Origin of the sequence: Micromonospora sp. NRRL B-16802 (assembly GCF_001279555.1) — a bacterium.
In the GTDB taxonomy this organism is placed as follows: Bacteria; Actinomycetota; Actinomycetes; order Mycobacteriales; family Micromonosporaceae; genus Micromonospora; species Micromonospora profundi.
In genome coordinates, this window is sequence record NZ_LGEB01000080.1 from 1 (window position 1) to 26,819 (window position 26,819).

Annotated in this window: 25 protein-coding genes; 17 read left to right on the forward strand and 8 right to left on the reverse strand. The window is 70.7% G+C overall.

Translation table 11 applies throughout. The features are described 5' to 3' along the window. Nucleotides 1–76 precede the first annotated feature (76 nt). A complete protein-coding gene (locus ADK66_RS22670) occupies nucleotides 77–766 on the reverse strand; it encodes a TIGR03089 family protein (protein ID WP_053658583.1) in 690 nt (229 codons plus the stop codon). Between the two features lie 154 nt (nucleotides 767–920). On the opposite strand from ADK66_RS22670, the gene ADK66_RS22675 reads away from it, so the two are divergent. Together ADK66_RS22675 and ADK66_RS22680 are read left to right on the forward strand one after the other, a co-directional pair. After that, entirely contained in the window at nucleotides 921–2,066 is a 1,146-nt protein-coding gene (locus ADK66_RS22675) for a glycosyltransferase family 1 protein (RefSeq protein ID WP_053658585.1), read from the forward strand. Nucleotides 2,067–2,128: 62 nt separating this feature from the next. Next, a complete protein-coding gene (locus ADK66_RS22680) occupies nucleotides 2,129–3,220 on the forward strand; it encodes a mannose-1-phosphate guanylyltransferase (RefSeq protein WP_053658587.1) in 1,092 nt (363 codons plus the stop codon). Here ADK66_RS22680 and ADK66_RS22685 read toward each other — a convergent pair. Beyond that, entirely contained in the window at nucleotides 3,189–3,806 is a 618-nt protein-coding gene (locus ADK66_RS22685) for an NUDIX hydrolase (RefSeq protein ID WP_082377609.1), read from the reverse strand. The genes ADK66_RS22680 and ADK66_RS22685 overlap by 32 nt on opposite strands. A 327-nt stretch (nucleotides 3,807–4,133) precedes the next feature. On the opposite strand from ADK66_RS22685, the gene ADK66_RS22690 reads away from it, so the two are divergent. Continuing rightward, nucleotides 4,134–5,123 carry a helix-turn-helix transcriptional regulator gene (locus ADK66_RS22690; protein WP_053658589.1) on the forward strand — a complete coding sequence of 330 codons (990 nt, stop codon included), beginning with the start codon at nucleotides 4,134–4,136 and terminating at the stop codon, nucleotides 5,121–5,123. Nucleotides 5,124–5,218: 95 nt separating this feature from the next. Here the strand turns inward: ADK66_RS22690 and ADK66_RS22695 are convergent, their stop codons facing one another. Both ADK66_RS22695 and cofD read right to left on the reverse strand, forming a co-directional pair. Then, complete coding sequence (locus ADK66_RS22695; RefSeq protein ID WP_053658591.1) at nucleotides 5,219–6,307, reverse strand: coenzyme F420-0:L-glutamate ligase; 1,089 nt, start codon at nucleotides 6,305–6,307, stop codon at nucleotides 5,219–5,221. Next, nucleotides 6,304–7,251, reverse strand: a complete 948-nt coding sequence (gene cofD / locus ADK66_RS22700) for a 2-phospho-L-lactate transferase (protein ID WP_053658623.1) — start codon at nucleotides 7,249–7,251, stop codon at nucleotides 6,304–6,306. Before cofD ends, ADK66_RS22695 begins: the two co-directional genes overlap by 4 nt. A 98-nt stretch (nucleotides 7,252–7,349) precedes the next feature. Between cofD and ADK66_RS22705 the strand changes: the two genes are divergently transcribed. From ADK66_RS22705 to ADK66_RS22730, 6 genes are all read left to right on the forward strand, one after another. Next, nucleotides 7,350–8,522, forward strand: coding sequence for a hypothetical protein (locus ADK66_RS22705; protein ID WP_053658592.1), 1,173 nt, complete (start codon nucleotides 7,350–7,352; stop codon nucleotides 8,520–8,522). A 147-nt stretch (nucleotides 8,523–8,669) separates the two neighbouring features. Beyond that, entirely contained in the window at nucleotides 8,670–11,213 is a 2,544-nt protein-coding gene (locus tag ADK66_RS22710; RefSeq protein ID WP_053658595.1) for a bifunctional FO biosynthesis protein CofGH, read from the forward strand. Between the two features lie 161 nt (nucleotides 11,214–11,374). After that, complete coding sequence (locus ADK66_RS22715; RefSeq protein ID WP_053658597.1) at nucleotides 11,375–11,653, forward strand: hypothetical protein; 279 nt, start codon at nucleotides 11,375–11,377, stop codon at nucleotides 11,651–11,653. 55 nt (nucleotides 11,654–11,708) lie between these two features. Next, entirely contained in the window at nucleotides 11,709–13,103 is a 1,395-nt protein-coding gene (locus ADK66_RS22720) for a DUF4331 domain-containing protein (protein ID WP_053658599.1), read from the forward strand. Between the two features lie 20 nt (nucleotides 13,104–13,123). Beyond that, nucleotides 13,124–13,453, forward strand: coding sequence for a hypothetical protein (locus tag ADK66_RS22725; RefSeq protein ID WP_053658601.1), 330 nt, complete (start codon nucleotides 13,124–13,126; stop codon nucleotides 13,451–13,453). Between the two features lie 469 nt (nucleotides 13,454–13,922). Next, nucleotides 13,923–14,180, forward strand: a complete 258-nt coding sequence (locus tag ADK66_RS22730) for a WhiB family transcriptional regulator (RefSeq protein WP_007455784.1) — start codon at nucleotides 13,923–13,925, stop codon at nucleotides 14,178–14,180. Between the two features lie 72 nt (nucleotides 14,181–14,252). Here ADK66_RS22730 and ADK66_RS22735 read toward each other — a convergent pair whose 3' ends face one another. Beyond that, nucleotides 14,253–14,702 carry a metallopeptidase family protein gene (locus ADK66_RS22735; protein WP_007455785.1) on the reverse strand — a complete coding sequence of 150 codons (450 nt, stop codon included), beginning with the start codon at nucleotides 14,700–14,702 and terminating at the stop codon, nucleotides 14,253–14,255. A 153-nt stretch (nucleotides 14,703–14,855) separates the two neighbouring features. On the opposite strand from ADK66_RS22735, the gene ADK66_RS22740 reads away from it, so the two are divergent. After that, nucleotides 14,856–15,221 (forward strand): DUF3499 domain-containing protein, encoded by a 366-nt coding sequence (locus tag ADK66_RS22740; RefSeq protein WP_053658603.1) that lies wholly within the window; start codon nucleotides 14,856–14,858, stop codon nucleotides 15,219–15,221. A gap of 22 nt (nucleotides 15,222–15,243) precedes the next feature. Here ADK66_RS22740 and ADK66_RS22745 read toward each other — a convergent pair whose 3' ends face one another. The 3 genes from ADK66_RS22745 to ADK66_RS22755 form a co-directional block, all read right to left on the reverse strand. Next, a complete protein-coding gene (locus ADK66_RS22745) occupies nucleotides 15,244–16,650 on the reverse strand; it encodes an FAD-binding oxidoreductase (RefSeq protein WP_053658605.1) in 1,407 nt (468 codons plus the stop codon). Then, nucleotides 16,635–17,981: an aspartate aminotransferase family protein gene (locus ADK66_RS22750; RefSeq protein ID WP_053658607.1), complete on the reverse strand. Its 1,347-nt coding sequence runs from the start codon at nucleotides 17,979–17,981 to the stop codon at nucleotides 16,635–16,637. The genes ADK66_RS22745 and ADK66_RS22750 overlap by 16 nt, the downstream gene beginning before the upstream one ends. Nucleotides 17,982–18,169: 188 nt before the next feature. Next, complete coding sequence (locus tag ADK66_RS22755) at nucleotides 18,170–18,682, reverse strand: Lrp/AsnC family transcriptional regulator (protein ID WP_053658609.1); 513 nt, start codon at nucleotides 18,680–18,682, stop codon at nucleotides 18,170–18,172. A 162-nt stretch (nucleotides 18,683–18,844) separates the two neighbouring features. Between ADK66_RS22755 and ADK66_RS22760 the strand changes: the two genes are divergently transcribed. From ADK66_RS22760 to ADK66_RS22790, 7 genes are all read left to right on the forward strand, one after another. Next, nucleotides 18,845–20,029 carry a spermidine/putrescine ABC transporter substrate-binding protein gene (locus ADK66_RS22760; protein ID WP_053658610.1) on the forward strand — a complete coding sequence of 395 codons (1,185 nt, stop codon included), beginning with the start codon at nucleotides 18,845–18,847 and terminating at the stop codon, nucleotides 20,027–20,029. Nucleotides 20,030–20,034: 5 nt separating this feature from the next. Beyond that, the gene (locus tag ADK66_RS22765) at nucleotides 20,035–21,186 is read left to right on the forward strand and encodes an ABC transporter ATP-binding protein (RefSeq protein WP_053658612.1); all 1,152 of its coding nucleotides are present in this window, start codon (nucleotides 20,035–20,037) and stop codon (nucleotides 21,184–21,186) included. After that, entirely contained in the window at nucleotides 21,183–22,091 is a 909-nt protein-coding gene (locus tag ADK66_RS22770; RefSeq protein ID WP_053658613.1) for an ABC transporter permease, read from the forward strand. Before ADK66_RS22765 ends, ADK66_RS22770 begins: the two co-directional genes overlap by 4 nt. 58 nt (nucleotides 22,092–22,149) lie before the next feature. Continuing rightward, nucleotides 22,150–22,986: an ABC transporter permease gene (locus tag ADK66_RS22775; protein WP_231640147.1), complete on the forward strand. Its 837-nt coding sequence runs from the start codon at nucleotides 22,150–22,152 to the stop codon at nucleotides 22,984–22,986. 37 nt (nucleotides 22,987–23,023) lie between these two features. Next, nucleotides 23,024–24,463 carry an FAD-binding oxidoreductase gene (locus ADK66_RS22780; protein WP_053658617.1) on the forward strand — a complete coding sequence of 480 codons (1,440 nt, stop codon included), beginning with the start codon at nucleotides 23,024–23,026 and terminating at the stop codon, nucleotides 24,461–24,463. Further along, nucleotides 24,463–25,671, forward strand: coding sequence for a saccharopine dehydrogenase family protein (locus ADK66_RS22785; RefSeq protein ID WP_053658618.1), 1,209 nt, complete (start codon nucleotides 24,463–24,465; stop codon nucleotides 25,669–25,671). The genes ADK66_RS22780 and ADK66_RS22785 overlap by 1 nt, the downstream gene beginning before the upstream one ends. A 438-nt stretch (nucleotides 25,672–26,109) precedes the next feature. Next, complete coding sequence (locus ADK66_RS22790) at nucleotides 26,110–26,793, forward strand: G5 domain-containing protein (RefSeq protein ID WP_231640148.1); 684 nt, start codon at nucleotides 26,110–26,112, stop codon at nucleotides 26,791–26,793. Nucleotides 26,794–26,819: the final 26 nt, after the last annotated feature.

The following is a 26,819-nucleotide window of genomic DNA, read 5'->3' on the forward strand; positions in this document are numbered from 1 at the left end:
GGCTGGGGCGGGGCGGGCTGGGGCGGGGCGGGCTGAGGTGGGACGCGCACGGACGCGCTGGGCCGGGCTGGGGTTGTTACGGGAGGGTTTGGGTGACCTTTTCGGTGGACTGGCGGGCCGAAAGGCGCGTCTCGTCCAGGTTGGCGCACAGGACCACCGTCGCCGCCCGGGTGAGTGGGGCCAGCAGCCAGTCGACCGGGTCGGTGTAACGGTCGGCGTCGATCAGGACCCGCGCGCCGGGCTCGATGCCCAGTTCAGTGGCGCGGGCCTCCGCGCGGCTCAGCAGGTGCGCGTCGCCGGGACCGGGGCCGGGCTGTGGGCCGAAGTGGTCGCCGTGCGCGCGTACCTCGACGACGTAGTCGGCGAACCCGGGCGGCAGTTGTCGCAGTGGCGCGGCGAGCGGGGACAGCCCGAGGGCGTACCGCTCGTCGGCCGGCCAGGACTGCGCCTCGTCGATCCGGTCGGCGGCGGCGAACAGGACGTCCACCGCTCCCGGCGTGTCGGCGACGGTCAGCTTGGCCGACCAGCAGCCCAGCAGCACTGCGGCGGTCTGCCAGTGCGGCGGCAGCAGTACGCCGACCGGAGTGCCCGGCGCGAGGCCGACCTCGTCGACGAGAAGGTTGGCGGTCTTGGCCACCCAGTTCGCCAGGGTGGCGCCGGAAAGTTCGGTGCGGTCGCCGCTGGAATCGTCGTACCAGGTCAGCAGCGGTCGGGTCGGGTCGGTCGCGATCGCGTCGGCGAAAACCCGGGCAATATTGTCGGCCATCGGCGCGAACGATACGCCCCTGCGGGCCGTACTCGAAGACGATGACAAGTCGGCGTACCGTCGGGTCGCAGTCAGCGTCCGCCCTCCACTCCGGCGTAGGCTTGAGCCCCGGAGTGTTGTTCCCCACAGACGCACCAGTACAAGGAGTCGCCCCGTGACCGCCGGTCGCCCGCCCCGCGTGCTCATCGACGCCACGAGTGTCCCCGCCGACCGTGGTGGTGTCGGTCGATACGTCGACGGTCTGCTCGGTGCCCTCGGAAAGGTGTGCGGGTCGGGGGTGGAACTGGCCGTCGTGAGTCTCCGCACCGACTTGGAGCGTTACACCCGGATGCTGCCCGGCGCGGAGATCATTCCCGCTCCGGCTGCCGTGGCGCACCGCCCGGCGCGGCTCGCCTGGGAGCAGACTGGCCTGCCGCTGCTCGCCCAGCAGGTTGGCGCGCACGTGCTGCACTCGCCGTTTTACACCTGCCCGTTGCGGGCGGGGTGCCCGGTCACGGTCACCGTGCACGATGCGACGTTCTTCACCGAGCCGGAGCATTACGACAAGTCCCGCCGGACGTTCTTCCGCAGCGCCATCAAGACCTCCCTGCGCCGCGCCAACCGGGTGATCGTGCCCAGCAAGGCCACCCGCGACGAGTTGATCCGGCTGCTCGACGCCGACCCGACCCGCATCGACGTGGCCTACCACGGCGTCGACCACTCCGCTTTCCACGCGCCGAGCGACGAGGAGAAGGCCCGCGTGCGCGCCCGGCTGGGGTTGGGCAACAGCAGCTACGTCGCCTTCCTCGGTGCCAAGGAGCCGCGCAAGAACGTACCCAATCTGATCCGTGGTTGGGCCCGGGCGGTGGCCGACCGGGAGGACCCGCCGGCCCTGGTGATCGCCGGCGGGCAGGGGCACGACGACGACATCGACCGGGCGGTGGCCGAGGTCCCGTCGCACCTGCGGCTGCTGCGTCCCGGCTACCTGCGGTACGCCGACCTGCCCGGCTTCCTCGGTGGCGCGCTGATCGCCGCCTACCCCTCGTACGGTGAGGGTTTCGGGTTGCCGATCCTGGAGGCGATGGCGTGCGCCGCCCCGGTGCTGACCACGCCCCGCCTCTCGTTGCCCGAGGTGGGTGGCGACGCGGTCGCGTACACCTCTGAGGATCCGGAGCAGATCGGCACGGACCTGGCCGCGCTGCTGGACGACGAGCAGCGGCGGCTGTCGCTGGCGAAGGCCGGGTTCGACAGGGCCAAGGAGTTCACCTGGGAGTCCAGCGCCGAGGTGCACATCGCCGCCTGGAGTCGCGCCCGTTCGTGAGCATCCCGGTCCCCGAGGTGACCCGTGCCACTTCGCCCAGGTTCGTCGGGCATGATGTGCGGATGCTTTATGCGGTCATTCCGGCAGGTGGTAGCGGCACGAGGTTGTGGCCGTTGTCCCGCGCTGGCCACCCCAAGTTCCTCCATCCGCTGACCGGCACCAGCGCGTCGCTGCTCCAGGCCACCGTGGAGCGGCTCGCGCCGTTGACCACACCGGACCGGACCCTCGTGGTCACCGGTGCCGCGCACGTCGCGGCGGTGGCCCGACAGCTGACCGGGCTGCCCGAGGAGAACATCCTGGTCGAGCCGTCACCTCGGGACTCCTGCGCCGCGATCGCGCTGGCCGCGGCGGTGATCGCACATCGGGACCCGGCCGCGGTGATGGGCAGCTTCGCCGCCGACCACCTGATCGCCGACCCGGAGAGCTGGGTGCGGACGGTCCAGGAGGCGGTCCGCGGTGCCGAGCAGGGCCTGCTGATGACGGTCGGGATCACCCCGACGCGGCCGGAGACCGGCTACGGCTACCTGGAGACCGGCGACGCGACCGAGGGCGTGCCGTGGCGGACGGTGGCGGAGTTCAAGGAGAAGCCGGCCGCCGAGGTCGCCGAGGCGTACGTCCGTTCGGGCCGGCACCTGTGGAATGCGAGCATGTTCGTCTGGCGGGTGGACGTGTTCCTCGCCGAACTGGCCCGCCAGCAGCCCGCCCTGCACGCAGGCGTCACAGCGATCGCGGCCTCCTGGGGCACCCCCGAGCAGGACGACGTCCTCGGCACTGTGTGGCCGACGCTGCCGAAGATCTCCGTCGACTACGCGGTGATGGAGGGCGCGGCCACGGCGGGCCGGGTGGCCACCGTGCCTGGTGACTTCGGCTGGAACGACGTCGGCGACTTCCACACCCTGGGCGAGGTACTGCCGGCCGATGACGCGGGCAACGTGGTGCTCGGCAGCGACGCCAAGCCGGGTGTGCTGCTGCGGGACAGCAGCAACCTTGTGGTCGTGCCGCAGTCCGGGCGGCTGGTGGCCGTCCTCGGGCTACATGACCTGATCGTTGTCGACACCCCCGACGCCGTGCTGGTCTGCCCGCGCGACCGGGCCCAGGGCGTCAAGGCCCTGGTGGACGAGCTCAAGGAGCGGGGCGAAGAGGGCTACGTCTGAGGGCGGCAAGGGCCGGCGCGACCATTTGCACGGTCCCGCCGGCCAGCGGCTCGGGCAGCCGGTCCGGCGCGAACCAGCCGAGTTCCTCGGCTTCGTCGCTCACCTGCTCGACCGCCCCGGGCGGGGCGAGCACCGCGAACCGTACGTCGTGATGCAGGGAGCCGCCCTGGCAGCGCACCGGGTGGATGTCCACGTCGATCGGGACGGGGTCGATGCGTAGCCCGGCGATCCCGGATTCCTCGGTGGCCTCGCGGAGCGCGGCGCCGGCCAGGGTCCGGTCGGTGGGCTCGCAGTGCCCGCCGAGCTGCACCCACCACCCGAGTTTGGTGTGCAGGCACAGCAGCACCCGCGACCCGGTGGCGTCCAGCACCAGTGCGCTCGCGGTGACGTGGCCGGGCAGGTGCTGGCGGCTCATCGCGGCCGGTCCGTCGGCGAGCAGCGCGAGCGTCCGGTCCCGGGCGCCGGCCGCGTCCGGGCGGGTCGGCTGCCAGCCTTCGAGCAGCGCTGTGGCGTCGGCGTGCAGCGCCGCGTACGCATCGGGGTCGACCGGTTGGGCAAGGGGTCCGGCGGTGGTGGTGTCGGGCACCCCGACACTGTACGAGCACGGGCGCCGCCACGTCGTCGACGGAGAGCGTCGTCGCCTGGGCTGGCAGGGTGATGGGCCGACGGATGACCGGACGGCACCTCTGCGGAGCAAGGGCCGCAGACCCTCGTGGTGCCGCCCGATCATCGGGCTGCCCGGCTCAATGCGCCGGCAGACGTGCCGGTGCGTGCTCGGGCATCTGGAAGCATGCCTAACTGGCCCCGGAGGCGTCGAGGTCTTTCAGTTCAGACTTAAAAACGGAGATAACTACCGGCCAGGTAGAGTCGAGCGGTCACCCGGCATCCCTCTGCTGGCGACACGGGAGTTCCCATGCTGAAGATCCACTTCTCTGGCGAGGACATCCTCCGGACCCGGGTGGCGCCGACAGCGGACCCGGTCTGGGAGTTGGTTCTCAGCCTGCACGTGTTGCGGGGCCGCAACCGTGATCCGCTGACCTCGACCTGGCGGCGTGCCGTCGCCCGCGACCTGCGCCAGGATTCCGCATCAGATCAACTACGGCTGCTGTTCGCGCTGAACCCGCCGCGCGGTTACTTCCCGGACTTCCTCACCCCGTACGCCAGCCGCGACGGCTTCGAGGCCGGGCTGGACGCCGTCCGCAGCACCCCGGCGCAGCTGTTGCAGCGGGACCTGAACCTGCTGGCCGCCGAGACTCCGCTGCCCTCCTCGGCCGCCGCCCTGGCCCGGGGCGACGCCGGGGCGCTGCGGCACCTGGCCGATTCGATGGAGCAGTACCGGTCGCTGGCCATCAGCCCGTACTGGGGCCGGATCCAGGCCGCGGTGACGGCGGACCGCACCCGTCGGACACGAGCCCTGCTCGACGGCGGCGTGGAAGGGCTGCTGAGCAGCCTTCGACCGGCCATGCGCTGGGAGGACGGGGTGCTGGAGGTGCGCGACTACCCGCACAGCCGGGAGCTGCACCTCGGCGGCCGGGGCCTGCTGCTGGTGCCGTCGTTCTTCTGCGCGAGCACGCCTGTCGCACTGCTCGATCCGGAGCTGCCGCCGGTCCTTGTCTATCCGGTGGACCGGCTGGGCGCGCTGACCTCGATCAACGGCACCGCGCCAGGGGTCGCCAGCGAGTCGCTTGCGGCGCTGCTCGGCCGGACCAGAGCCGCTGTGTTGCAGGCCAGCGGAGACGGCTGCACCACCGGCGAGGTGGCCCGCCGGCTCGACATCTCAGCGGCGGCTGCCAGCCAGCACGCCACTGTGCTGCGCAACGCCGGCCTGCTTGTCAGTCACCGCGACCGCAACACAGTGCTGCACACGCTGACCCCACTCGGCCGCGCCGTCCTCGACGCCTGACCCCCGCCGGACCCGTGAGGCCACGCGGCCGGCCGAACCGTGACGGCCGCGGCGGACGGCCGGACAGGCCCCGACGACGCGAGAACGGCCCGATCTCACAGGGCGAGGGTGGCGCTCGCCGTGCTGCCGGCGGGCGGGGGCAGCAGGGTCGACCCGATGCCCTCGGCGGCCAGGGCGACGCGCAGCCGGTGCAGGTCTGCGCCGAAGCGGACCAGGTCGACCGGCTCGAGCGGGGTCGGTGCCGTGCCGAGCACAAGGGCGGTGGCGTCGTCCGGCCAGTCGGGGACCGTGGCGATCAGACCGGCGCGCGACTCCGTCTCGTCGACAAGCGTGAAGGCCGTACCGGGTGCGATCACCCCGGCGACCGCCTCGATCGCCCGTCGCACCGCGGCGGGCTCGGGCGGCGTCGGGCTCAGCGAGTCGACAAGGGCGGCGGCGTCGACCAGCCCGGCGGCGCGGGCCTCGGCGGTGCCGAGCGAGAAGAGATCCTGCGCCGCGTCGCGGACCAGCGCCGTCGCCCCACCGGAGTCGGCGTCGTCGGCGGCGGACAGGTAGCCCCGCACCACCGCCACGGGCACCTGGTCGCACTTGCCCTTGATGAGTTCGCCGGCGCCGGCCAACTCGTCCACCACTGCCATCTGCGTCAGTTGCAGCTCGTTGCCGTACGGGTCGATCTCGCCCCGGTGATCACGGATGGCCGGCATCCCGGCCACCCCGAGCGCGACGTCGGTCAGTCCGTTGCGCCACGGCCGGCCCATGGTGTCGCTGATGATCACTGCGACGTCCAGGTCGTACCGCTGCTGCAACGCCGCCCGCAGCTCGCGGGCCGACCCGTCCGGGTCCACCGGCAGCAGCACCAGTTGGGTCTTGTCGACGTTGGACGCGTCGATGCCAGCGGACGCCATCACGAAGCCGTGGTGGGTCTGCACGATGCGGGTCGCCCCCCGGCTGGCCACCACCCGCGCGGTCTCGCCGGCAAGCACCTCGTCGCGCGCGGTGAGCCGCTCGGGGCCGTCCGCGGGGACGTCGACAAGCCGACCCTCCGCCTTGGAGACGATCTTGCTGGTGACCACCAGCACGTCGCCGTCGCGCAGCCAGGGCGCGGCGGTGGCGATCAGCGCCGCCAGGTCGTCGCCCTCGGTCACGTGGCCGATGCCCAGCACCGGCAGGATTTCCAGCCTCATGTCAACTCCACCGCGGCGCGGACCATCGCCGCCGTCGCCGCCTCGTCGGTCATCCGCAGCGGCAGGGCGCGGACGGTCGCCTCCGGCACCAGCGCGCCAGCGTCCTCCTCGGCCACCAGCCAGCCGTCCAGCAGCCCGCCGGCCGGCCGGCCCCCGTAGAGCCGGCCCACCCCTGCCGCACTGCACTCGACGCCAAGAACCTCGAGACAACGATCGGCCATGCCGCGCACCGGAGCCCCACCGATGATCGGCGAAACACCCACCACCGGCGCCGGGCCGTCGACCAGCGCCTCACGCATCCCCGGTACGGCCAGCACGGGCGCGACGCTCACCACCGGGTTGCTCGGCGCGATCAGCACCAGGTCGGCCGACCGGATCGCCTCCAGCACACCGGGCGCCGGCTTCGCCGTCTCCGCGCCGACGAAGACAAAGCGGTGGGTGAGGATGTCGGCCCGGTACCGCACCCACCACTCCTGGAAGTGGATCGCCCGTTGGCCGTCGCCGTCACCGACGACGGCGTGGGTCTCCAGCCGGTCGTCGGTGGCCGGCAGCAGGCGTACGCCCGGCTGCCAGCGGGTCGCCAGCGCTTCGGTGACCGCGCTCAGCGGGTAGCCGCCGTTGAGCATTGTGGTGCGGACCAGGTGGGTGGCGATGTCCTTGTCGCCGAGGCCGAACCAGGTCGGTTCCGCCCCGTACGCCGCCAACTCCTCCTTGACCGTCCAGCTCTCGCCGACCCGGCCCCAGCCCCGCTCGGGGTCCGCCCCGCCGCCGAGGGTGTACATGACGCTGTCCAGGTCGGGACAGACCTTCAACCCGTGCAGCCACAGATCGTCGCCGACGTTCACCACGGCGGTCACGTCGGCGCCGACCTCGCGGGCGTACGCCCGGACGCCGAGCAGGAACCGAGCGCCGCCGATGCCGCCGGCCAGAACCACGATGCGCATGCCGACCATCCTCGCGTACGCGACGCCTCCACTCCGCCGATGCCCGGGGAGACTAGGCTCACGTGCGCCCTGTCCGATTACGCCCCGAGGGGGAGTTCGTGACCAGCCCTGCCGAGCCCGCGTCCACCGACGCGGCCCAGGCCCGCCAGCAGACCAAGCCACTACGCGAGCTGGGTGCGCTCGCGTTGCTCGGCGCCAATGCCGTGTTCCTCTTCGTGGGTCTGATCCGGCTCTTCACCCCGAACGACTATGTCGACATCACCGACCGTGCGGGCGGTGCCTTCTTCACGTTCATCGGTGTGGAGGCCGTGGTCCTGCCGCTGCTGGCGGTGCTGCTGGCCACCCACATCTCGCCGATCGTGCCGAAGGCGAAGCTGATCACGCAGGTGGCCCTGATCGAGTACGCGCTCAGCGTGCTGTTCGGCACCCTCACCCTGCTGATCTGGACGGTGGGTCGGCTCGCCGAAACGGAGATCCTCGACGCGCTGCTCGGCGTGTTGAGCCGGTTCGCCTGGCTGGTCATCTTCGGTGTCGCCGCCTGGGTGGTCTTCACCGTCTGGCGCAAGCTCTTCTACGTGCCCAAGCCGAAGTCCCAGCCGGGCGTCTACGGCCAGCCGCAGCAGGGCTGGCCGCAGCAGCAGGGCGGCTGGCCGGCCCAGGGTCAGCAGGGCGGTCAGCCCCAGGGTGGTTGGCCGGCTCCGGGCCAGCCTGGTGGTCAGCAGCAGGATGGCTGGCCGGCCCAGGGTCAGCAGCAGGGCGGTCAGCAGCAGGGCGGTTGGCCGGGGCAGCCTGGCGGTCAGCAGCAGGAGGGTTGGCCGCAGGGCGGTCAGCCGGGTCAGCAGGGCGGCCAGCCGCAGGCGCAGTTCCCGGGCCAGTACGGCCAGTCCGCGCCGTCCTTCCAGTCCGCCCCGCAGTCGGCGCCGCCGGCCCCCCAGTCGGCTCCGCCGTTCCCGCAGTCCGGGCCGCCGTTCCCCACCGCACCGCAGTCCGCGCCGCCGGTGAACGCCGCCCCGCAGTCCGCGCCGCCGGCCCCGCAGTCGGCGCCTCCCGCGCCGCCTTTCGGGCAGCCGCCGTCGGCCGACCCGACCCAGGCGATCCCGCGCCAGTCCGCCGACCCGACCCAGGCGATCCCGCGCGAGTCCGCCGACCCGACCGAGGCGATCCCGCGCGAGTCCGCCGACCCGACCGAGGCGATCTCGCGCCCTGCAGACGGGGACACCGACCGCACCCAGCACCTCAACCCGGGCGACCACCCCACCCAACCCCGCTGAGCCACGCCCACCGCCGGTCCCACCCGGTCGATCATGAAGTTGTCGCCCTGACGTGTCGAGATCGAGGGCGACAACTTCATGATCAACGGGATGGGGTCGGTGGGGGCGGGACCGGGTACGGCGGAATGCAGCGCCTAGGCTGGGCGGATGGTTGATCGCACCCACTCCGGCCCGACCGAGGCGAGCGTCCGGCGGGCCCTGGGCCGGGCCGCGACCGGGCGGTCGCTTGACGTCGATGAGGCGACAGCGCTGCTGTCGGCCCGTGGTGACGCGCTTGACGAGCTGCTTCGCACCGCCGGCGGGATCCGCGATGCCGGGCTGCGCGAGGCCGGCCGGCCGGGTGTGGTCACGTACTCGAAGAAGGTCTTCATCCCGCTGACCCGGCTCTGCCGGGACCGTTGTCACTACTGCACGTTCGCCACCGTGCCGCACCGCCTGCCGGCGCCGTTCCTGGACCGCGACGAGGTGCTGGCCATCGCCCGGGAGGGCGCGGCACTGGGCTGTAAGGAGGCCCTGTTCACCCTCGGCGACCGGCCGGAGGAGCGTTGGCCGGCGGCGCGGAGCTGGCTGGACGAGCGCGGCTACGACTCCACCCTCGACTACCTGCGCGCGTGCGCGGTGGCGGTGCTTGAGGAGACCGGCCTGCTGCCGCACCTCAACCCGGGGGTGCTGTCCTGGTCGGAGCTGCAACGGCTCAAGCCGGTCGCGCCCAGCATGGGCATGATGTTGGAGACCACGGCGACCCGGCTCTGGTCCGAGCCGGGTGGCCCGCACTACGGCTCGCCGGACAAGGAGCCGGCGGTCCGGCTGCGGGTGCTCGACGACGCGGGTCGTGTCGGTGTGCCGTTCACCACCGGCATCCTCATCGGCATCGGCGAGACAGCGGCCGAGCGGGTGGACGCGCTGTTCGCGATCCGCCGCGCGCACCGGGAGTACGGCCACCTCCAGGAGGTGATCGTGCAGAACTTCCGCGCCAAGCCGGACACGGCGATGCGGGGCATGCCCGACGCGGAGCTGCACGACCTGGCCGCAACGGTGGCGGTGGCCCGGCTTCTGCTCGGTCCGAAGGCCCGGATCCAGGCACCGCCGAACCTGATCGCGGGGGAGTACGCCCTGCTGCTGCGGGCCGGCATCGACGACTGGGGTGGTGTGTCTCCGCTCACCCCGGACCACGTCAACCCGGAGCGTCCCTGGCCGCAGATCGAGGAGTTGGCCCGGCACACCGAGCTGGCCGGGTTCACGCTGCGGGAGCGGCTGACCATCTATCCGGAGTACGTCCGCGCCGGCGACCCGTGGCTGGACCCACGGCTGCTGCCGCACGTCGGCGCCCTGGCCGACCCGACGTCGGGTCTGGCGGTCGAGTCGGCCATCCCGCAGGGCCGCGCCTGGCAGGAGCCGGAGGAGGTGTTCGGCGGGCGTACCGACCTGCACACCACAATCGACACCACCGGCCGGACCGAGGACCGTCGGGGCGACTTCGACAGCGTCTACGGCGACTGGGCCGAGGTCGCCGGCAAGGTCACCCCGGAGGCGACGGCGAGGCGTGTGGGCGTACCCACGGCTCTGCCCGGTGGCGGTGTGGACCGGGACCTGGCGGCCGGGCTGCGGCTGGCGGCGGACGACCCGGCGGCGCTTCTCGATCCCCGGCACACCGACGCGGCGCTCGCGTTGTTCGGCGCGGACGGGTCGGCGCTGGACGAGGTGTGCCGGCTCGCCGACGACGTGCGCCGTGACGTGGTCGGCGACGACGTCACCTACGTGGTCAACCGCAACATCAACTTCAGCAACGTCTGCTACGTCGGCTGCCGGTTCTGCGCCTTCGCTCAGCGGGAGCGTGACGCCGACGCCTACCGGCTCTCCGTCGAGCAGGTCGCCGACCGGGCAGAGGAGGCGTGGGCGACCGGCGCCAGCGAGGTCTGCCTCCAGGGCGGCATCGACCCGAAGATGCCGGTCACGGGGTACGCCGACATCGTGCGGGCGGTGAAGGCGCGGGTGCCGGGCATGCACGTGCACGCGTTCTCACCCATGGAGATCGTCACGGCCGCTGCCAAGGCCGGCGTGCCGGTCCGCGAGTGGCTGACCCAACTACGCGAGGCGGGCCTGGACACCATTCCGGGCACCGCGGCGGAGATCCTCGATGACGACGTGCGCTGGGTGCTGACAAAGGGCAAACTTCCGGCCGCCGCCTGGGTCGACGTGGTGAGCACCGCACACGAGCTGGGCATCCGGTCCAGCTCCACGATGATGTACGGCCACGTCGACCATCCCGGGCAGTGGCTGGCGCATTTCCGGGTGCTGGCCGGGGTGCAGGACCGCACCGGCGGGTTCACCGAGTTCGTGGCACTGCCGTTCGTGCACACGAACGCCCCGATCTACCTGGCCGGCATCGCCCGTCCCGGGCCGACGTGGCGGGAGAACCGGGTCGTGCACGCGATGTCCCGGCTCCTGCTGCACGGTCGGATCGACAACATCCAGTGCTCCTGGGTGAAGCTCGGCGACGAGGGCACCGTGGCAATGCTCCAGGGCGGCTGCAACGACCTGGGCGGCACGTTGATGGAGGAGACCATCTCCCGGATGGCCGGCTCCGACAACGGCTCGGCGCGTACCGAGGAGCAGTTGCGGGCCATCGCCACGGCGGCCGGGCGACCGGCGCGCAAGCGTACGACAGCGTACGGTCACCTTCGCCCCTGAGGTCGAACCTTTTCCCGTCGCCGGCCGTACCAAGCGATGCCGGTGGCGGTCGCGGCGAGGACCGCCGCCGGTGTCCCCCAGGGCCCGGCGGCGTCGGTCGGCGGCACCGGACCCGTCCGTCCCCCGCGGGCGCGTTCGCGCCGCAGCCGGAAAGGTTGCCCATGACCAGTGATCAGCGGAAGCGGCAGTGGCCGCGACTGACCCGCAGGCAGACGTTGACCGCCGCGGCCAGCGCCACCCTCGGCGCGGCCGCGCTCACCGTGCCGGGTCTGTCGGCGGCGCAGAACGCGCCAGGTGGGGCGGGCCGGGCCGACGAGCCGATCGTCGTGCACCTGCGTGACGCCGCCTCCGGAACGATGGACGTCTTCGTCGGTGAAACCCGGATCGAGGTGCGCGACCGCGGCCTGGCGGACCGGCTGCGCCGCGCCGCCCGGCGCTGAACCTCGACGTTCCGCCCTCCCACCCCTGCTTTCCGCCCAGTGAGGTTGGTCCGCCATGTCTTCCCACCGCGAGGCTCCGGAAATAGCCAAGGATCCGGTCGCCGACAGCTCCGACCTTTACGCGTTCGTCAGCCCCGACAAACCTGACACGGTCACGCTGATTGCCAACTACGTGCCGTTGCAGCTCCCGTCGGGAGGGCCGAACTTCTTCGAGTTCGGCGACGACGTGCGGTACGAGATCCATATCGACAACGACGGTGACGGTCGTCCGGACGTCACCTACCGGTTCGAATTCACCACCGAGATCACCAATCCGAACAGTTTTCTCTACAACACCGGTCCGATCGACTCCCTGGACAGCAAGAACTGGAACCGGCGGCAGTTCTACAGCCTGACCCGGGTTGTCGACGGCCGGGAGCACCGGCTCGCGCACAAGTTGCCCTGCCCGCCGTGCAATGTCGGCCCGCTGTCCACCCCGAAGTACGCCGACCTGGTCCGGCAGGCCACCTACACGCTGTCCACGGGGGAGCGGGTGTTCGCCGGCCAGCGTGCGGACGGCTTCTTCGTCGACCTGGGAGCGATCTTCGACCTCGGCACGTTGCGGCCGTTCCAGCAGCTGCACGTGGCGGGCAAGAAGATCTTCAAGGCGGCGGGGGAGCCGGTAAACGCCACCGACCGGATGAACGTGCACAGCATCGCCGTGCAGGTGCCGCTGAAGCAGGTGCGGCGGCGGGCCAACCGGTACGGCGCTGCCGACGCTGCCTCGGTGATCGGGGTGTGGACCTCGGCGTCGCGCCGGCAGGTCCGGGTGCTCGGCGACCGGGTGGCCGCGGACACCTCGACCGGCCCGTTCACGCAGGTCTCGCGGCTTGGCAATCCGCTGTTCAACGAGGTCATCGTGCCGATGTCCAAGAAGGACCTGTGGAACACGCTGCCTCCTTCGGAGGACAAGCGGTTCGCGCAGTTCGTCGAGCAGCCGGAGCTGGCCGCGCTGTTGCCGGCGCTCTATCCGGACGTCTTTCCCAACCTGGACAAGCTCACCAAGGCCAAGAAGGCTCGGGCGGACCTGGTGGCGATCCTGCTCACCGGTGTGCCGGCGGGCCTGATCGACGGGTTCACCAACGCCACAGGCGACGTGCGGGCCGACATGCTGCGGCTCAACACGGCGATCCCGCCCACGCGACGTCCGGACCGGTTCGGGGTGCTCGGCGGCGATCTGGCCGGCTATCCGAACGGGCGCCGGGTCGGCGACGACGTGGTCAGCATCGCGTTGCGGGCGATCGCCGGTGTCACTGTTCCGCTTGTCGACAAGACGTTCCGTCCGGATCCGGCGGCCGTGGCGGTGACGCCCGGGTTGAGCGCGGCCGACGTGACGGCGCCGTTCCTCGCGAACTTCCCCTACCTGGGTACGCCGTACGACGGGTTCAACAACCCGCCGGCGTCGGCCTGACCGGCGCGGGGGAGCGGCGGATGCACGAGCACGCGTACGGGCCCTCGGAGACCGGGAGTGTCGTCCTCGATCTGGGCGGCGACACCGGTGCCCTGATCGTCTACACCGGCCGGGATCTGCACGGCCGGGAGATCGAGATCAGCCGGGACGGTGAACGGCGGGTCCACTCGGCGGTGCGGGAACGTCGGGTGCGCGACGGGTCGTTCCACAGTGCGGTCTATCCCGATCTGCCCTCCGGGATTTATACCGTCTGGTGGGACGGTGACACCTCCGTCGGCACCGTTTCTGTCCACGGTGGAGGGATAGCCGAGTTTGTCTGGCCCAGCAGCGGTTTCAGGCCCGTCGGCTGACCGTACCTCACCGCCTTTCCGATCACGCCCCGTCCACATCGTGGACGGGGCGTGATCGCTGTCGACGGCTTGACGGGCAGTCTGCGCCGTGCCGCGTTAACCTGTCCCCCACCAAGATCAGCTTCGTGGAGAGGGGTCGGTGGCCATGGTCGATGTCGCCGTGACAGTCCTTCGTCGGGGGTGCGCCACGGCAGAAAAGTCGGGCAACTCGCCGGAGAGGGCGTTACTCGGCCGGGGTCTGAATCGATAGGGCAGGTTGCGAGGCCGGACGGTCCTGGTGGCCGGCCGGGGGTGTCGGGAGGGCGACTCCATTATCAAGTTTGGCTTGACGGCGCACGCATTACACGCGTGTAATTTGAATGGGGTTGTTCGCACGGAACGCAACAAAACCGGACCGGACGGACAAGCACGCCTTTCGCGTGGGGGGTTGCAGCGGCGATGACGCCGGTGCGCGACAAGGAGGCATTTGATGGACGGCCAGCTAGAGGTGGCCGACCTGCTCGGAAACGCGCCGGAGTGGCAGGAGCGGGCCCTGTGCTCGCAGACCGACCCCGAAGCGTTCTTTCCCGAGAAGGGCGGCTCGACCCGGGAGGCGAAGCGGATCTGCTCGCGCTGCGAGGTCAAGACCGAATGCCTCGAATACGCTCTGGGTCACGACGAGCGTTTCGGCATCTGGGGTGGGCTATCGGAGCGGGAGCGGCGCAAGTTGAAGCGGCGAGCCGCTTGAGCGGTGCGGGTCGGGGCGGTGGGGGCCGCCCGACTCAGCCGCCGTACGGCAGGTCACCCCGGCCTGGGCTGCTCAGGCCAACTCGTCGGGGTCGACACCGAGCAGGTTGGCGACCTGTTCGATGATCACGTCATGGACGAGGTCCGCGAGGTCCTCGCGGTCCATCGCCCGGAACTCCAGCGGACGCCGGTACAACACGATCCGCGGTGGCACCTCCTGGCGACCGGGGCGGCCCGGCAACAGCCGGGCCAGCGGCACCTCGCCGTCCTCCAGCACGTCGGAGTCGTAGACGTTCAGATCCGGCGGGACGTCCTCGACCGCGAACTCGACGCCGGCCAGCTCCTTGGCGAACCGTCGCTCCAACGTCTCGACGGTGTCCAGGACCAGGTCGTCGAAGACCTCGGCCTTGGTGCGGGCCAACGGGACCGTCGCCGGCACCAGGCGCCCGCGCAGGCCACGCCCGTGCCGGTCGCGGTGCGCACGCCGGCCGGGGCCGGGGCGGCGGTGTTCCGGGCTCGTCATGAGGCAAAGGGTAGCCCCCGCCCGGGGCCGGTCAGCGGCAGCGCCGCTCCCGTGGCGCGGCGCGGCGCGAGGCCCTGAATTGTGATCACCACGACGGGCGTGTCGCAACGCGAAGCGATGCGCCGGACCCGGTAATGGGGATACCCTGCCGCCGTGAGGTCACCACGGCGCTGCTCCCGTAACGGCTGCCCCCGGCAAGCGGTCGCCACATTGACCTATGTCTACAACGAGTCGACAGCGGTGGTGGGCCCGTTGGCGGCGTTCGCTGAGCCGCACACGTACGACCTGTGCGAGCCGCACGCCCGCAGCCTGACCGCGCCGCGAGGCTGGGACGTGGTCCGGCACGAGGGAGAGTTCGAGCCGCCCCCGCCCACCACCGACGACCTGGTCGCGCTGGCCGAGGCGGTCCGTGAGGCCGCCCGCCCGGCCCCCCGCCCCCCGGAGCCCGACCAGCACCACGAGAACCCCCACCAGACCGGCCGCCGAGGCCACCTCCGGGTGATCCCGCCCAACCACTGATCGGGTTCGCGGCCCGGGCCGGTCAGTGGCCCAGGAGTCGGGAGAACGCGGCGGCCCGGCGCGACGGTCGGCCGGTGCGGGATTCGGCCGCGTCCGCGCCCGTCATGACCCGTAGGCCGGCGTTCACGGCCAGCCAACGCAGTGGCTCCGGCTCCCAGCGGGGCGAGCGGTGGTTCACCCAGGGCAGGGTGGTCAGCTCGGTGCGCTGGCCACGGATCAGGTCGGCAAGCGTGCGGCCGGCGAGGTTGCTGGAGCCCACCCCGTCCCCGACGTAGCCGCCCGCCCAGGCCAGCCCGCTGGCCCTGTCGAAACCGACCGAGGCGGCCCAGTCCCGGGCCACGCCCAGCGGGCCACCCCAGGTGTGTGTCACCGGCACGTCCGGGCCGAGCACCGGGAAGAGCCTCCCGAGGGTACGTCGCAGCGCGGCGAAGACCCGGGGCTCGCGGTCGTAGCCCTGTCGCACCCGGGACCCGAAGTGGTACGGCGCACCGCGTCCGCCGAAGGCCAGCCGCCCGTCGGCGGTGCGCTGGCCGTAGATGATCATGTGCCCGAGGTCGGTGAACGTCTCCCGCCGGGCCAGCCCGATCCGTGCCCACGTCTCGTCCGTAAGCGGTTCGGTGGCCACCATCAGCGAGTACACGGGCGCCACGGTGCGCCGCTGACCGGGCAACGTGGACGTGTACGCCTCGGTGGCCCGGACCACCACCGGCGCCCGCACCGTTCCGGACGCCGTCACCGCCGAGCCGGCCCGGATGGCGACGACAGGGGTGCCCTCGTGGATGGTCACCCCGCGCCGCTCCACAGCGCGGGCGAGACCCCGGACCAGCTTCGCCGGGTGCACGGCCGCGCAGTGCGGGGTGTACGTCCCACCGCGTACCCCCTCGGCGGCGCAGCGGGCGGCGGCCTCCTCGGCGTCGAGGACCCTCAGGTGCTCGGGGCCGAAGCCGAACGCGCGGGCCTCGCCCACGGCGGCCCGCGCCCGGGCGAGCTGCGGACCGGTGCGGGCCAGTGTGACAGTGCCCCCGTCGGCCCAGTCGCAGTCGATGCCCTCCGCCGTGACCACCTGGCCGACCTCGCGCACCGTCCCGTGCAGCGCCCGCTGCATGGCGACGGCGGCGTCCCGGCCGTGTCGGCGGGCCAGCCCGGTCAGCGACGTGGGGAACAGCGCGGAGCACCAGCCGCCGTTGCGGCCGGACGCGCCGTACCCTGCGATCTCCTTTTCCAGCACCGTGACCCGCAGAGCAGGGTCCGCGCGGGCCAGGTGGTACGCCGTCCACAGCCCGGTGTAGCCGGCGCCCACGATCACCACGTCGGCGTCGGCGTCACCTGGTAGCGCGGGCCGTGGGGCCAGCGGCTCGTCCAACGTGGACAGCCAGTACGACAGGCCCCGGTAAGCGTCGGCGGGGTCGCCGTTCAGAGCCGCGTCCATGCCTCGGTGAGCACCGCGCGCAGGATCTGCTCGATCTCGTCGAAGTGCCGCTGGTCGGCGATCAGCGGCGGCGCGAGCTGGATGACGGGGTCACCTCTGTCGTCGGCCCGGCAGTAGAGGCCCGCCTGGAACAGCGCTGTGGACAGGAAGCCCCGCAGCAGTCGCTCCGACTCGGCCTCGTCGAAGGTCTCCCTGGTGGTCCGGTCCTTGACCAGTTCGATGCCGTAGAAGTAGCCGTCGCCCCGGACGTCGCCGACGATCGGCAGGTCGTACAGCTTTTCCAGGGTGGCTCGGAAAGCACCCTCGTTGGCCCGTACGTGGCCGATGAGGTCCTCGCGGGCGAACACCTCCAGGTTGGCCAGGGCCACCGCGCAGGAGACCGGGTGGCCGCCGAACGTCACCCCGTGGGCGAACATGCCGGTCTCGGTGAGGAACGGCTCCATCAACCGGTCGCTGGCGATCATCGCGCCGAGCGGGGCGTACCCGGAGGTGATGCCCTTGGCGGTGGTGATGATGTCCGGCTGGAAGCCGTAGCGCACCGCGCCGAAGTATTCGCCCAGCCGACCCCAGGAGCAGATCACCTCGTCGGAGACGAGAAGCACGTCGTACGCGTCGCAGATCTCCCGGACCCGATCGAAGTAGCCGGGGGGCGGTGGGAAGCAGCCACCGGAGTTCTGCACCGGCTCCAGGAAGACCGCTGCGACAGTGTCCGGTCCTTCCCGCTCGATGGCCCGGCCGATCTCGTCGGCGGCCCAGCGGCCGAACGCCTCGGGGTCGTCGCCGTGCTCGGGCGCCCGGTAGAAGTTGGTGTTCGGCACCTTGATCCCGCCGGGCACCAGCGGCTCGAAGTCGCTCTTGATGCCGGGCAGGCCGGTGATCGACAGGGCGCCCATCGAGGTGCCGTGGTACGCGATGTAGCGGCTTACCACCTTGTACTTGTTGGGCCGGCCGGTGCGCTTGAAGTAGGCACGGGCCAGCTTCCACGCCGCCTCCACCGCCTCCGAACCGCCGGTGGTGAAGAAGACCCGGTTCAGGTCGCCGGGGGTGAGCGAGGCGATCTTCTCGGCCAGCTCGACGGCCTTCGGGTGGGCGTACGACCAGAGTGGGAAGTAGGCCAGCTCGCCCGCCTGCTTGGCGGCGGCCTCGGCCAGTTCGGTGCGACCGTGGCCGGCGTTGACGACGAAGAGCCCGGCGAGCCCGTCCAGGTAGCGGCGGCCCTGCGCGTCCCACACGTACGCGCCCTCGCCTCGCACGATCGTCGGCACCTCACCGGCGGAGTAGCTCGCCATCCTGGTGAAGTGCATCCAGAGGTGGTCAGTGGCGTTGGCCATGTCAGCCCCATCGGTCGTCGGGCCGGTCGACGAGGTGAGACCGGCCGCTCTGACCACGGTTATCGCACAGCCCAAGGGTCAAGGGCAAGTGGTATCAGTAGCGTGACAGGTGCTTGGCGACGGATTCAGCGAACGATAATCCGCGCGGCAACGGAATCCGCACTGCGGTCGGAGGTCCCGCACGGCCGTCAGGCAGTACCCCAGGTGTAGGTCTGCTTGCGGAGCTTGAGGTAGACGAACGCCTCGGTGGACACCACGCCGGGCACGGCGCGTAGCCGTTGCAGGATCTCCAGGAGGTGGTCGTCGTTGCGGCAGACCACCTCGGTGAGCAGGTCGAACGAGCCGGCGGTGATGACCACGTAGTCGACCTCGTCGAGTTCGGCGAGCCGGTCGGCGACGGACTCCAGGTCGCCGTCGGTACGCAGGCCGATCATGGCCTGGCGGGGGAAGCCCAGTTGGAGAGGGTCGGTCACGGCGACGATCTGCATGACGCCGGAGTCGAGAAGCCGCTGAACCCGCTGGCGGACCGCCGCCTCGGAGAGCCCTACCGCCTTGCCGATCGTGGCGTACGGCCGGCGGCCGTCCTCCTGGAGCTGTTCGATGATCTGCTTGGCCACATCGTCAAGCAGAGCGTGATTGGCGCCGTCACGCACAGCGACGCGTCGGCCGCCGCTGCCGTTTTCGTGCTGCCGGTTCGTCATCGTCCGCTCCCCATGTCCCGAATCGTGATGTCGCGCGTGTATCACCGCGCAGTCTGGCGTATTTCGTCGTGCATCGCTATTCCCACAACGGAATCCCTTGTAAGGGAGGTTTCCTCATGCCAGGATCAGTCGTCCATGGCACTGACCCCCCTAGGAGTCGTCATGCGTACCCCCTTTCGGCCCCTCTCCCGGCGTGGACTGCTCACCGGCACTCTCGGTTCCGCCGCTCTGCTGGCCGCGGGCGGCAGCCTCGCAGGCTGCGGCACCAAGGGTGCGCAGCAGACCGAGGCCGGCTGCGTCAGCGAGGACCTGTCCGGCACCGAGAAGAAGCTTGCCTTCTCCAACTGGCCGCAGTACATGGACGTCGACGAAGCTGACGAGTCCAAGAGGCCCAGCCTCGACGAGTTCATCGCGAAAAGCGGAATCCAGGTCACCTACACCGAGGACATCAACGACAACAACGAGTTCTTCGGCAAGGTCCAGAATCAGCTCGCCGCATGTCAGAGCACCGACCGGGACATCATCGTCCTGACCGACTGGATGGCGGCGCGGATGATCCGGCTCGGCTGGATCCAGAAGCTCGACCCGGCGAAGATCCCGAACGTCCAGGCGAATCTGTTGCCGTCGCTTGTCAGCCGCTCCTTCGACACCGAGAACCGGATCTCGATCCCGTGGCAGTCCGGCCTCGCCGGGTTGGCGTACAACGGCAGCGTCACAAAGGAGCTGCGTACCGTCGACGAGTTGCTGACCCGGCCCGACCTCAAGGGCAAGGTGACGGCGCTCAGCGAGATGCGCGACACGATGGGCCTGCTGCTCGGTGCCAACGGCCACGATCCGTCGAACTTCACGAGCGCCCAGTTCGACGACGCGCTCACAAAGCTCAAGAAGGCCGTCGACTCCGGACAGATCCGCAAGTTCACCGGCAACGACTACGCACCCGACCTGGCCAAGGGCGACATCGCGGCGTGCATCGGCTGGTCCGGCGACGTCATCCAGCTCGCCGGTGACAACCCCAAGGTGCAGTTCGTCGCCCCCGACTCCGGCGTGATGCTGTTCAGCGACAACATGATGGTCCCCAACAAGGCCGCCCACAAGGGCAACGCCGAGGCCCTGATCAACTACTACTACGAGCCGGCCGTCGCCGCGAAGCTCGCCGCGTACGTCAACTACATCTGCCCGGTCAAGGGCGCCCAGGCCGAGATGGAGAAGATCGACCCCGAGCTCGCCGCCAACCCGCTGATCTTCCCGGACCAGGCGCTGCTGTCGAAGTCCAAGGTGTTCATGACCCTGGACGAGAAGCAGGAGAAAGAGTACGAAGGCAAGTTCCAGCAGGTCATCGGGGCGTGACGGGGATGGCGCGCGAGACACCGGCGGGCGACCTGCGCCTTGCCAACCTCACCAAGCGGTTCGGCATCTTCACCGCCGTCGACGATCTCAGCCTCAGCATCGAGCAGGGGTCGTTCTTCGCGCTGCTCGGCGCGTCCGGCTGCGGCAAGACCACCACCCTGCGGATGATCGCCGGGCTGGAGGAGCCGACGAGTGGTCAGGTGCTGCTCGGCGACCGGGACATCGCCCGGCTGCGGCCGTACAAGCGGCCCGTCAACACCGTGTTCCAGAGCTACGCGCTCTTTCCACACCTCAGCATCTTCGAGAACGTGGCCTTCGGGCTGCGACGGCGCGGCATCCGCTCGGTCAACGACGAGGTTCTGCGGATGCTGTCGCTGGTGCAGCTCGACGGCTTCGGCGGTCGCCGCCCGGCCCAGCTCTCCGGCGGCCAGCAGCAGCGGGTCGCACTGGCCCGTGCGCTGATCAACCAGCCGCAGGTGCTGCTCCTCGACGAGCCGCTGGGCGCACTCGACCTGAAGCTGCGCCGGCAGATGCAGATCGAGCTGAAGCGGATCCAGACCGAGGTGGGCATCACCTTCGTGCACGTGACGCACGACCAGGAAGAGGCCATGACGATGGCCGACACCGTGGCGGTGATGAACGCCGGCCGTATCGAACAGCTCGGCGCCCCGGCCGACATCTACGAGTTCCCGGCCACCGCGTTCGTGGCGAACTTCCTCGGCCAGTCCAACCTGCTCGCCGCCGAGGCCGCCGGCACAGGCGGCGGCGAGGTCGCGGTGACGGCGCACGGCGCGCGTTTCTCCGTGCCCGCCGGCCGGGTCCGGGCCGACCGGGGTCCGGTCCACCTGGGGGTACGCCCGGAGAAGCTCCATCTGGTCGGCTCCGCCGACCAGGTGCCCGCCGGCCATCAGCACGTCACAGGGGTCGTCACCGATGCCTCCTACGTGGGAGTCAGCACGCAGTACCTGCTGCGCACCGGCTGGGGCACCGAACTGTCGGTCTTCGCGGCAAACAGCGGAACCTCGACTCAAGTGGCGGTCGGCAGCGAAGCGGTGGCGTACTGGGATCCGCGGCACGCCTTCCTGCTGCCCCGCGACGCCACCGACACCGACCGGACCACGCCGGTTCTCGACGAGCCGGTCGGCGCCTCGTCATGACCCTCCTGGCGCCCACCAGATCGGGGAAGGCACCGGACCCACCACCGGCACCCCGGCCCGGGCGGTACCGGCTGCTGCCGTACCTGTTGCTGCTGCCCGGCGCGGCCTGGCTGCTGGTGTTCTTCGGCGTGCCGCTGCTGCAACTCGCCGCCGCGAGCCTGTACGACCCCAACGGATCGCTGTCCACCGGGTACGCGATGACGTGGGCGTTCGGCAACTACCCGGACGTGGTGCAGGCGTACTGGCCGCAGTTTCTGCGCTCGTTCGGCTACGCCGGCCTGGCCCTGGTGCTGGCGCTGCTGATGGGCTACCCGCTGGCGTACGCCATCGCGCAGAAGGCCGGCCGGTGGAAGAACCTGCTCCTGGTGTGCGTGGTCGCGCCGATGTTCACCAGTTTCCTCGTCCGCACGCTCGCCTGGAAGACGATCCTGTCGGACAACGGTGCGCTTGTCGGCCTGCTGCGGGACGTACACCTGCTCGGTCCGGACGGTCGATTGCTTGCCACTCCGTTCGCTGTGGTGCTCGGGCTGACGTACAACTTCCTGCCGTTTCTGGTGCTGCCGCTGTACGCGAGCCTGGAGCGGCTGGACCAGCGGCTGCTGGAGGCGGCAAGTGACCTGTACGCGAGCCCGGTGCAGGCGTTCCGTCGGGTGACGCTGCCGCTGTCCATGCCCGGCCTTGTCGCCGGCACATTGCTGTTCTTCATTCCGGCCAGCGGCGACTACATCAATGCCGAACTGCTCGGCACCCCCAACGAGTACATGATCGGGAACGTCATCGACTCGGCGTTCCTGGTGCGGCTGGACTATCCGCAGGGGGCCGCGCTGTCGTTCCTGCTGATGGCGGCGATCCTCGCTGTGGTCTTCGGGTATCTGCGCAGGGCCGGCACGGAGGAGGTGCTGTGATGAGCGCGAGGAGTGCAGCGCAGCGGAGCCCCGCAGTCGCGAATGAAAGGGGGCTCTGGTGAGGGTTTCCCGCTGGCTGGCTGACCGTTGGGTGATGATCGTCGCGTTGCTGGTGCTCGGCTATCTGGCGCTGCCGATCCTCGTGGTGGCGGGGCTGTCGTTCAACCGCCCGTCGAGTCGCCTGTCGTACGACTTCAACGAGTTCACGCTGGACAACTGGCGTCAGCCGTGCGCCACCTCCGACATGTGCGATGCGGTGGTCCGCAGCGTGCAGATCGGCTTCATCGCCACTGTGGTCGCCACAGTGCTGGGCACCCTGATGGCGTTCGCGCTCGTCCGGCACCGTTTCCGGGGCCGGTCCGGCGTCAATGTGCTGATCTTCCTGCCGATGGCAACCCCGGAGCTGGTGATGGGTACGTCGCTGCTGGCGCTGTTCGTCTCGGCGGGCGTACCGCAGGGGTTCTGGACAATCGTCATCGCGCACGTCATGTTCTGCGTGTCGTTCGTCGTGGTGACGGTGAAGGCGCGGCTGGCCGGGATGGACCGGCGGCTGGAGGAAGCCGCCATGGACCTGTACGCAAGCGAGTGGCAGACGTTCCGGCGGATCACCCTGCCGCTGGTGCTGCCCGGCATCGTGGCCGCCGCGTTGCTGGCCTTCTCGTTGAGCTTCGACGACTTCATCATCACGAACTTCAACGCCGGCACCACTGTCACGTTCCCGATGTACGTCTGGGGTGCCGCCCAGCGGGGCATCCCGCCGCAGGTGAACGTCATCGGCACCGCGATGTTCGCGATCGCCCTGCTGCTGGTCGGGCTCAGCTCGCTGCGGGGGCGACGGGCCCGCCGCGCCAACCTGCTTGCCGTTACGGCGTCGCACGTGCGCCGGTCGTCATGAGGGCCGCGGCTGCGGGTCGTCCGACAGGTCTGCGGTCATGACTCTCCCGCATGTCGGCAGGGCGCTCACCGACGCGGCGCCCGTGCCGTACTGGCTGGACCGCCCCGACCGCCCCGACCCACTGCCGCCACTCGTCGGCCCGCAGACCGCCGACCTGCTCGTGATCGGCGGCGGGTACGGCGGGCTCTGGGCAGCGCTGCTGGCCAAGCAGGCGGACCCCGATCGCGACGTGCTGCTTGTCGACGCCGGCACCTGTGGCTGGGCGGCGTCCGGGCGCAACGGCGGGTTCTGCGCCGCATCGCTCACCCACGGGCTCGCCAACGGTGTCGAGCGGTTCCCCGACGAGGTCGGCGAACTGGAACGACTCGGCCGGGAGAACCTGGACGCCATCGCCGCCACCGTCGCCGACCACGACATCGACTGCGACTTCGAACGCACCGGCGAGCTTGCCGTCGCCGTCGAGCCGTACCAACTCGACGGGCTGGCCGCCGACGCGGAACTGGCCCGCCGGTACGGGCACCGGGTACGGCTGCTCGACCGGGACGAGGTGCGCGCCGAGGTCGACTCACCGACGTACCTGGGTGGGATGTTCGACGCCGACCGGGTGGCGATGGTGGACCCGGTGAAGCTGGCCTGGGGTCTGCGCCGCGCCTGCCTCGACCTCGGCGTGCGGGTGCACGAGCACACCCGGGTCACCGGGCTGCGCGCCGACGGCGCTGCGCTGCGCGCGGCCACCCTCGGCGCCGACGCCGGCGATCCCGCACCCGGCGGCCGTCGCGGCTCGGTGCGGGCGCGGCGGGTCGTCCTGGCCACCAACGCGTTTCCGCCGCTGCTGCGCCGGCTGCGCGCGTACGTGGTGCCGGTCTACGACCACGTGCTGATGACCGAGCCGCTCACGCCAGCCCAGCGGGACGCGGTCGGCTGGCGCAACAGGCAGGGGCTGGCCGACACCGGCAACCAGTTCCACTACTACCGGATCACCACCGACGGGCGGATCCTCTTCGGCGGCTACGACGCGGTCTACCACTACGGCAACCGGGTCGCCCCCGAACTGGAGCAGCGCCCGGCCACCTTCACCACCCTCGCCGAGCATTTCTTCACCACGTTCCCGCAGCTCGCCGACGTGCGCTTCAGCCACCGCTGGGGCGGCGTCATCGACACCTGCACCCGGTTCTGCCCGTTCTACGGCACCGCCTTCGACGGTCGACTGGCGTACGCGGCCGGCTACACCGGGCTCGGCGTCGGCGCCACCCGCTTCTCTGCCCGGGTGATGCTCGACCTGCTCGACGGCGGGAACACCCCGCTGACCCGACTCGACCTGGTACGCCGCAAGCCGTTGCCGTTCCCACCGGAGCCCGTCCGTGCGATCGGCATCAACCTCACCCGCCGGTCGATGGCCCGCGCCGACGCGCGCGAGGGCCGACGCGACCTGTGGCTGCGTACCCTCGATCGTCTTGGTTTGGGGTTCGATTCCTGATGCGTATCCTGCTCGTCGGTGCCGGTGGCGTCGGGTCCGCAGCCGTAGCCATCGCCGCCCGCCGCGGTTTCTTCGAGACGATTGTGGTCGCCGACTACGACCGGGACCGGGCCGACCGTGCGATCAGCGGGCACGGTGACCGCTTCGTCGCCGCCCGGTTGGACGCCTCCTCGGCCGACGCGGTAGCGGCGCTCTGCCGGGAGCACCGGATCACCCACGTGCTCAACGCCGTCGACCCGCGCTTCGTCATGCCGATCTTCGACGGCGCGTTCGCGGCCGGGGCCGACTACCTGGACATGGCGATGTCGTTGTCGCACCCGCACCCCGCGCTTCCGTACTCCGAGACCGGTGTGAAGCTCGGCGACGAACAGTTCGCCGTCGCGGACCGCTGGGCCGAAGCAGGCCGGTTGGCGCTGTGCGGCATCGGTGTCGAACCGGGCCTGTCCGACGTGTTCGCCCGCTATGCCGCCGACGAACTGTTCAGTGAGATCGACGAGATCGGCGTCCGCGACGGCGCGAACCTGACCGTCGACGGCTACGACTTCGCGCCCTCCTTCTCCATCTGGACCACGATCGAGGAGTGCCTCAACCCGCCAGTGGTCTGGGAGAAGGGCCGGGGCTGGTACACCACGTCGCCGTTCTCCGAGCCCGAGGTCTTCGACTTCCCCGAGGGCATCGGGCCGGTCGAGTGCGTGAACGTGGAACACGAGGAGGTGCTGCTCATCCCGCGCTGGGTCGACGCCCGGAGGGTCACCTTCAAGTACGGCCTCGGCGACGAGTTCATCGAGGTGCTCAAGACGCTGCACAAGCTCGGCCTGGACGCGACCACGCCCGTGCGGGTACGCGGCGTCGACGTGTCCCCGCGCGACGTGGTAGCCGCCAGCCTGCCCGACCCGGCAACTCTCGGCGACCGGATGCGCGGCAAGACCTGCGCCGGCACCTGGGTGCGCGGCCTCGGCCCGGACGGGCGGCCCCGGGAGGTCTACCTCTACCACGTCGTCGACAACGAGTGGTCGATGCGGGAGTACGGCCACCAGGCAGTGGTGTGGCAGACGGCGGTCAACCCGGTCGTAGCGCTGGAACTGCTAGCCGGCGGCGTCTGGTCGGGAGTCGGGGTGCTCGGCCCGGAGGCGCTACCGCCGGTGCCGTTCCTGGACCTGCTTACCGCGTACGGCTCGCCGTGGGGGCTGGACGAGCGGAATCCATGAGCGGTCCGCACGGCCCATTGCCGAACCCTCCTGAACCCCGCTGAGCGCCGCAGTGACGCTAACCCGACACGTCGTCGGCGGCTCCCGGGCGACCTCGGCGGATCCGCCGTAAGTTCGCTTGATACATGATGATTTGTGCCCTTCCTGCATATAAGGGTTGCCCGTTCGGCTTCAAGCCCTGCCCGTGGGGCTGCCTGGGATGCCGCGTTCGGCGCTGACCGTCAACGATGCGTTGCGCTGGTGGTAGCCGATGAACGTCCTGTGTGGATCAGACGGCGCACGTGACGAGCACGACGGTGGATATTGCACAAAGTATTTGCGACGACACTCATCGCCGTGACGATGCACCCACCGCCGTTTCCTGGCCCGCCGAACGCCCCGTCGTCCGGCCCCCGACCGAATTGGTTCCGCCGGGCCAGTCCCGCGAGCCGAGTTGCCGTGATCCTCGGCTCGATCGCCTTGTCGTTCCTGCTGCTCTGCTGCGCCGGCAGCGCGATCGTCGGCGCGATGGTCGGCGAGCCGACGCCCGGCCGTACCAATACCGCGGCAGACGAAGCGCAGCAGCCCATCCTGGCAGCGCCGGCCGAGCCGACCGACGAGGCTCCCGCGCAGGCGGTGCCGCCGAGCGCCGCGCCCTCTGCCGCGCCCTCCGCTGCGGCCGAACCGTCGGTCCCGGCCTCGCAGGCCCCGTCCAGTGCTGCACCGTCGCCGGTCGTGCACGTCTCGACCGTGACGGAGCGGACCGCGATCCGGTACAGCGAGCGGACCGTCAAGGATTCGTCCCTGGCCCAGGGCAAGCGGGTCGTACGGACCAAAGGCGCCAACGGCATCCGGACCCTGACCTACGAGGTGACCACCACCGACGGGGTGCAGACGGGTAAGAAGCTGGTCAAGTCCACGGTCACGAAGCAGCCGGTCACCCAGGTCGTCGCCATCGGTACCAAGAAGCCGCAGTCATCCAAGTGCGACCCGAACTACACCCCCTGCGTGCCCATCGCCAGCGACGTCGACTGCGCCGGAGGTAGCGGCAACGGTCCTGCCTACGTCAGCGGAGTCGTCAAAGTAATCGGCACCGACATCTACGACCTGGACCGCGACAACGACGGCTACGGCTGCGACTAATCCCAAGAGCATCCGCCCCGCCCGCC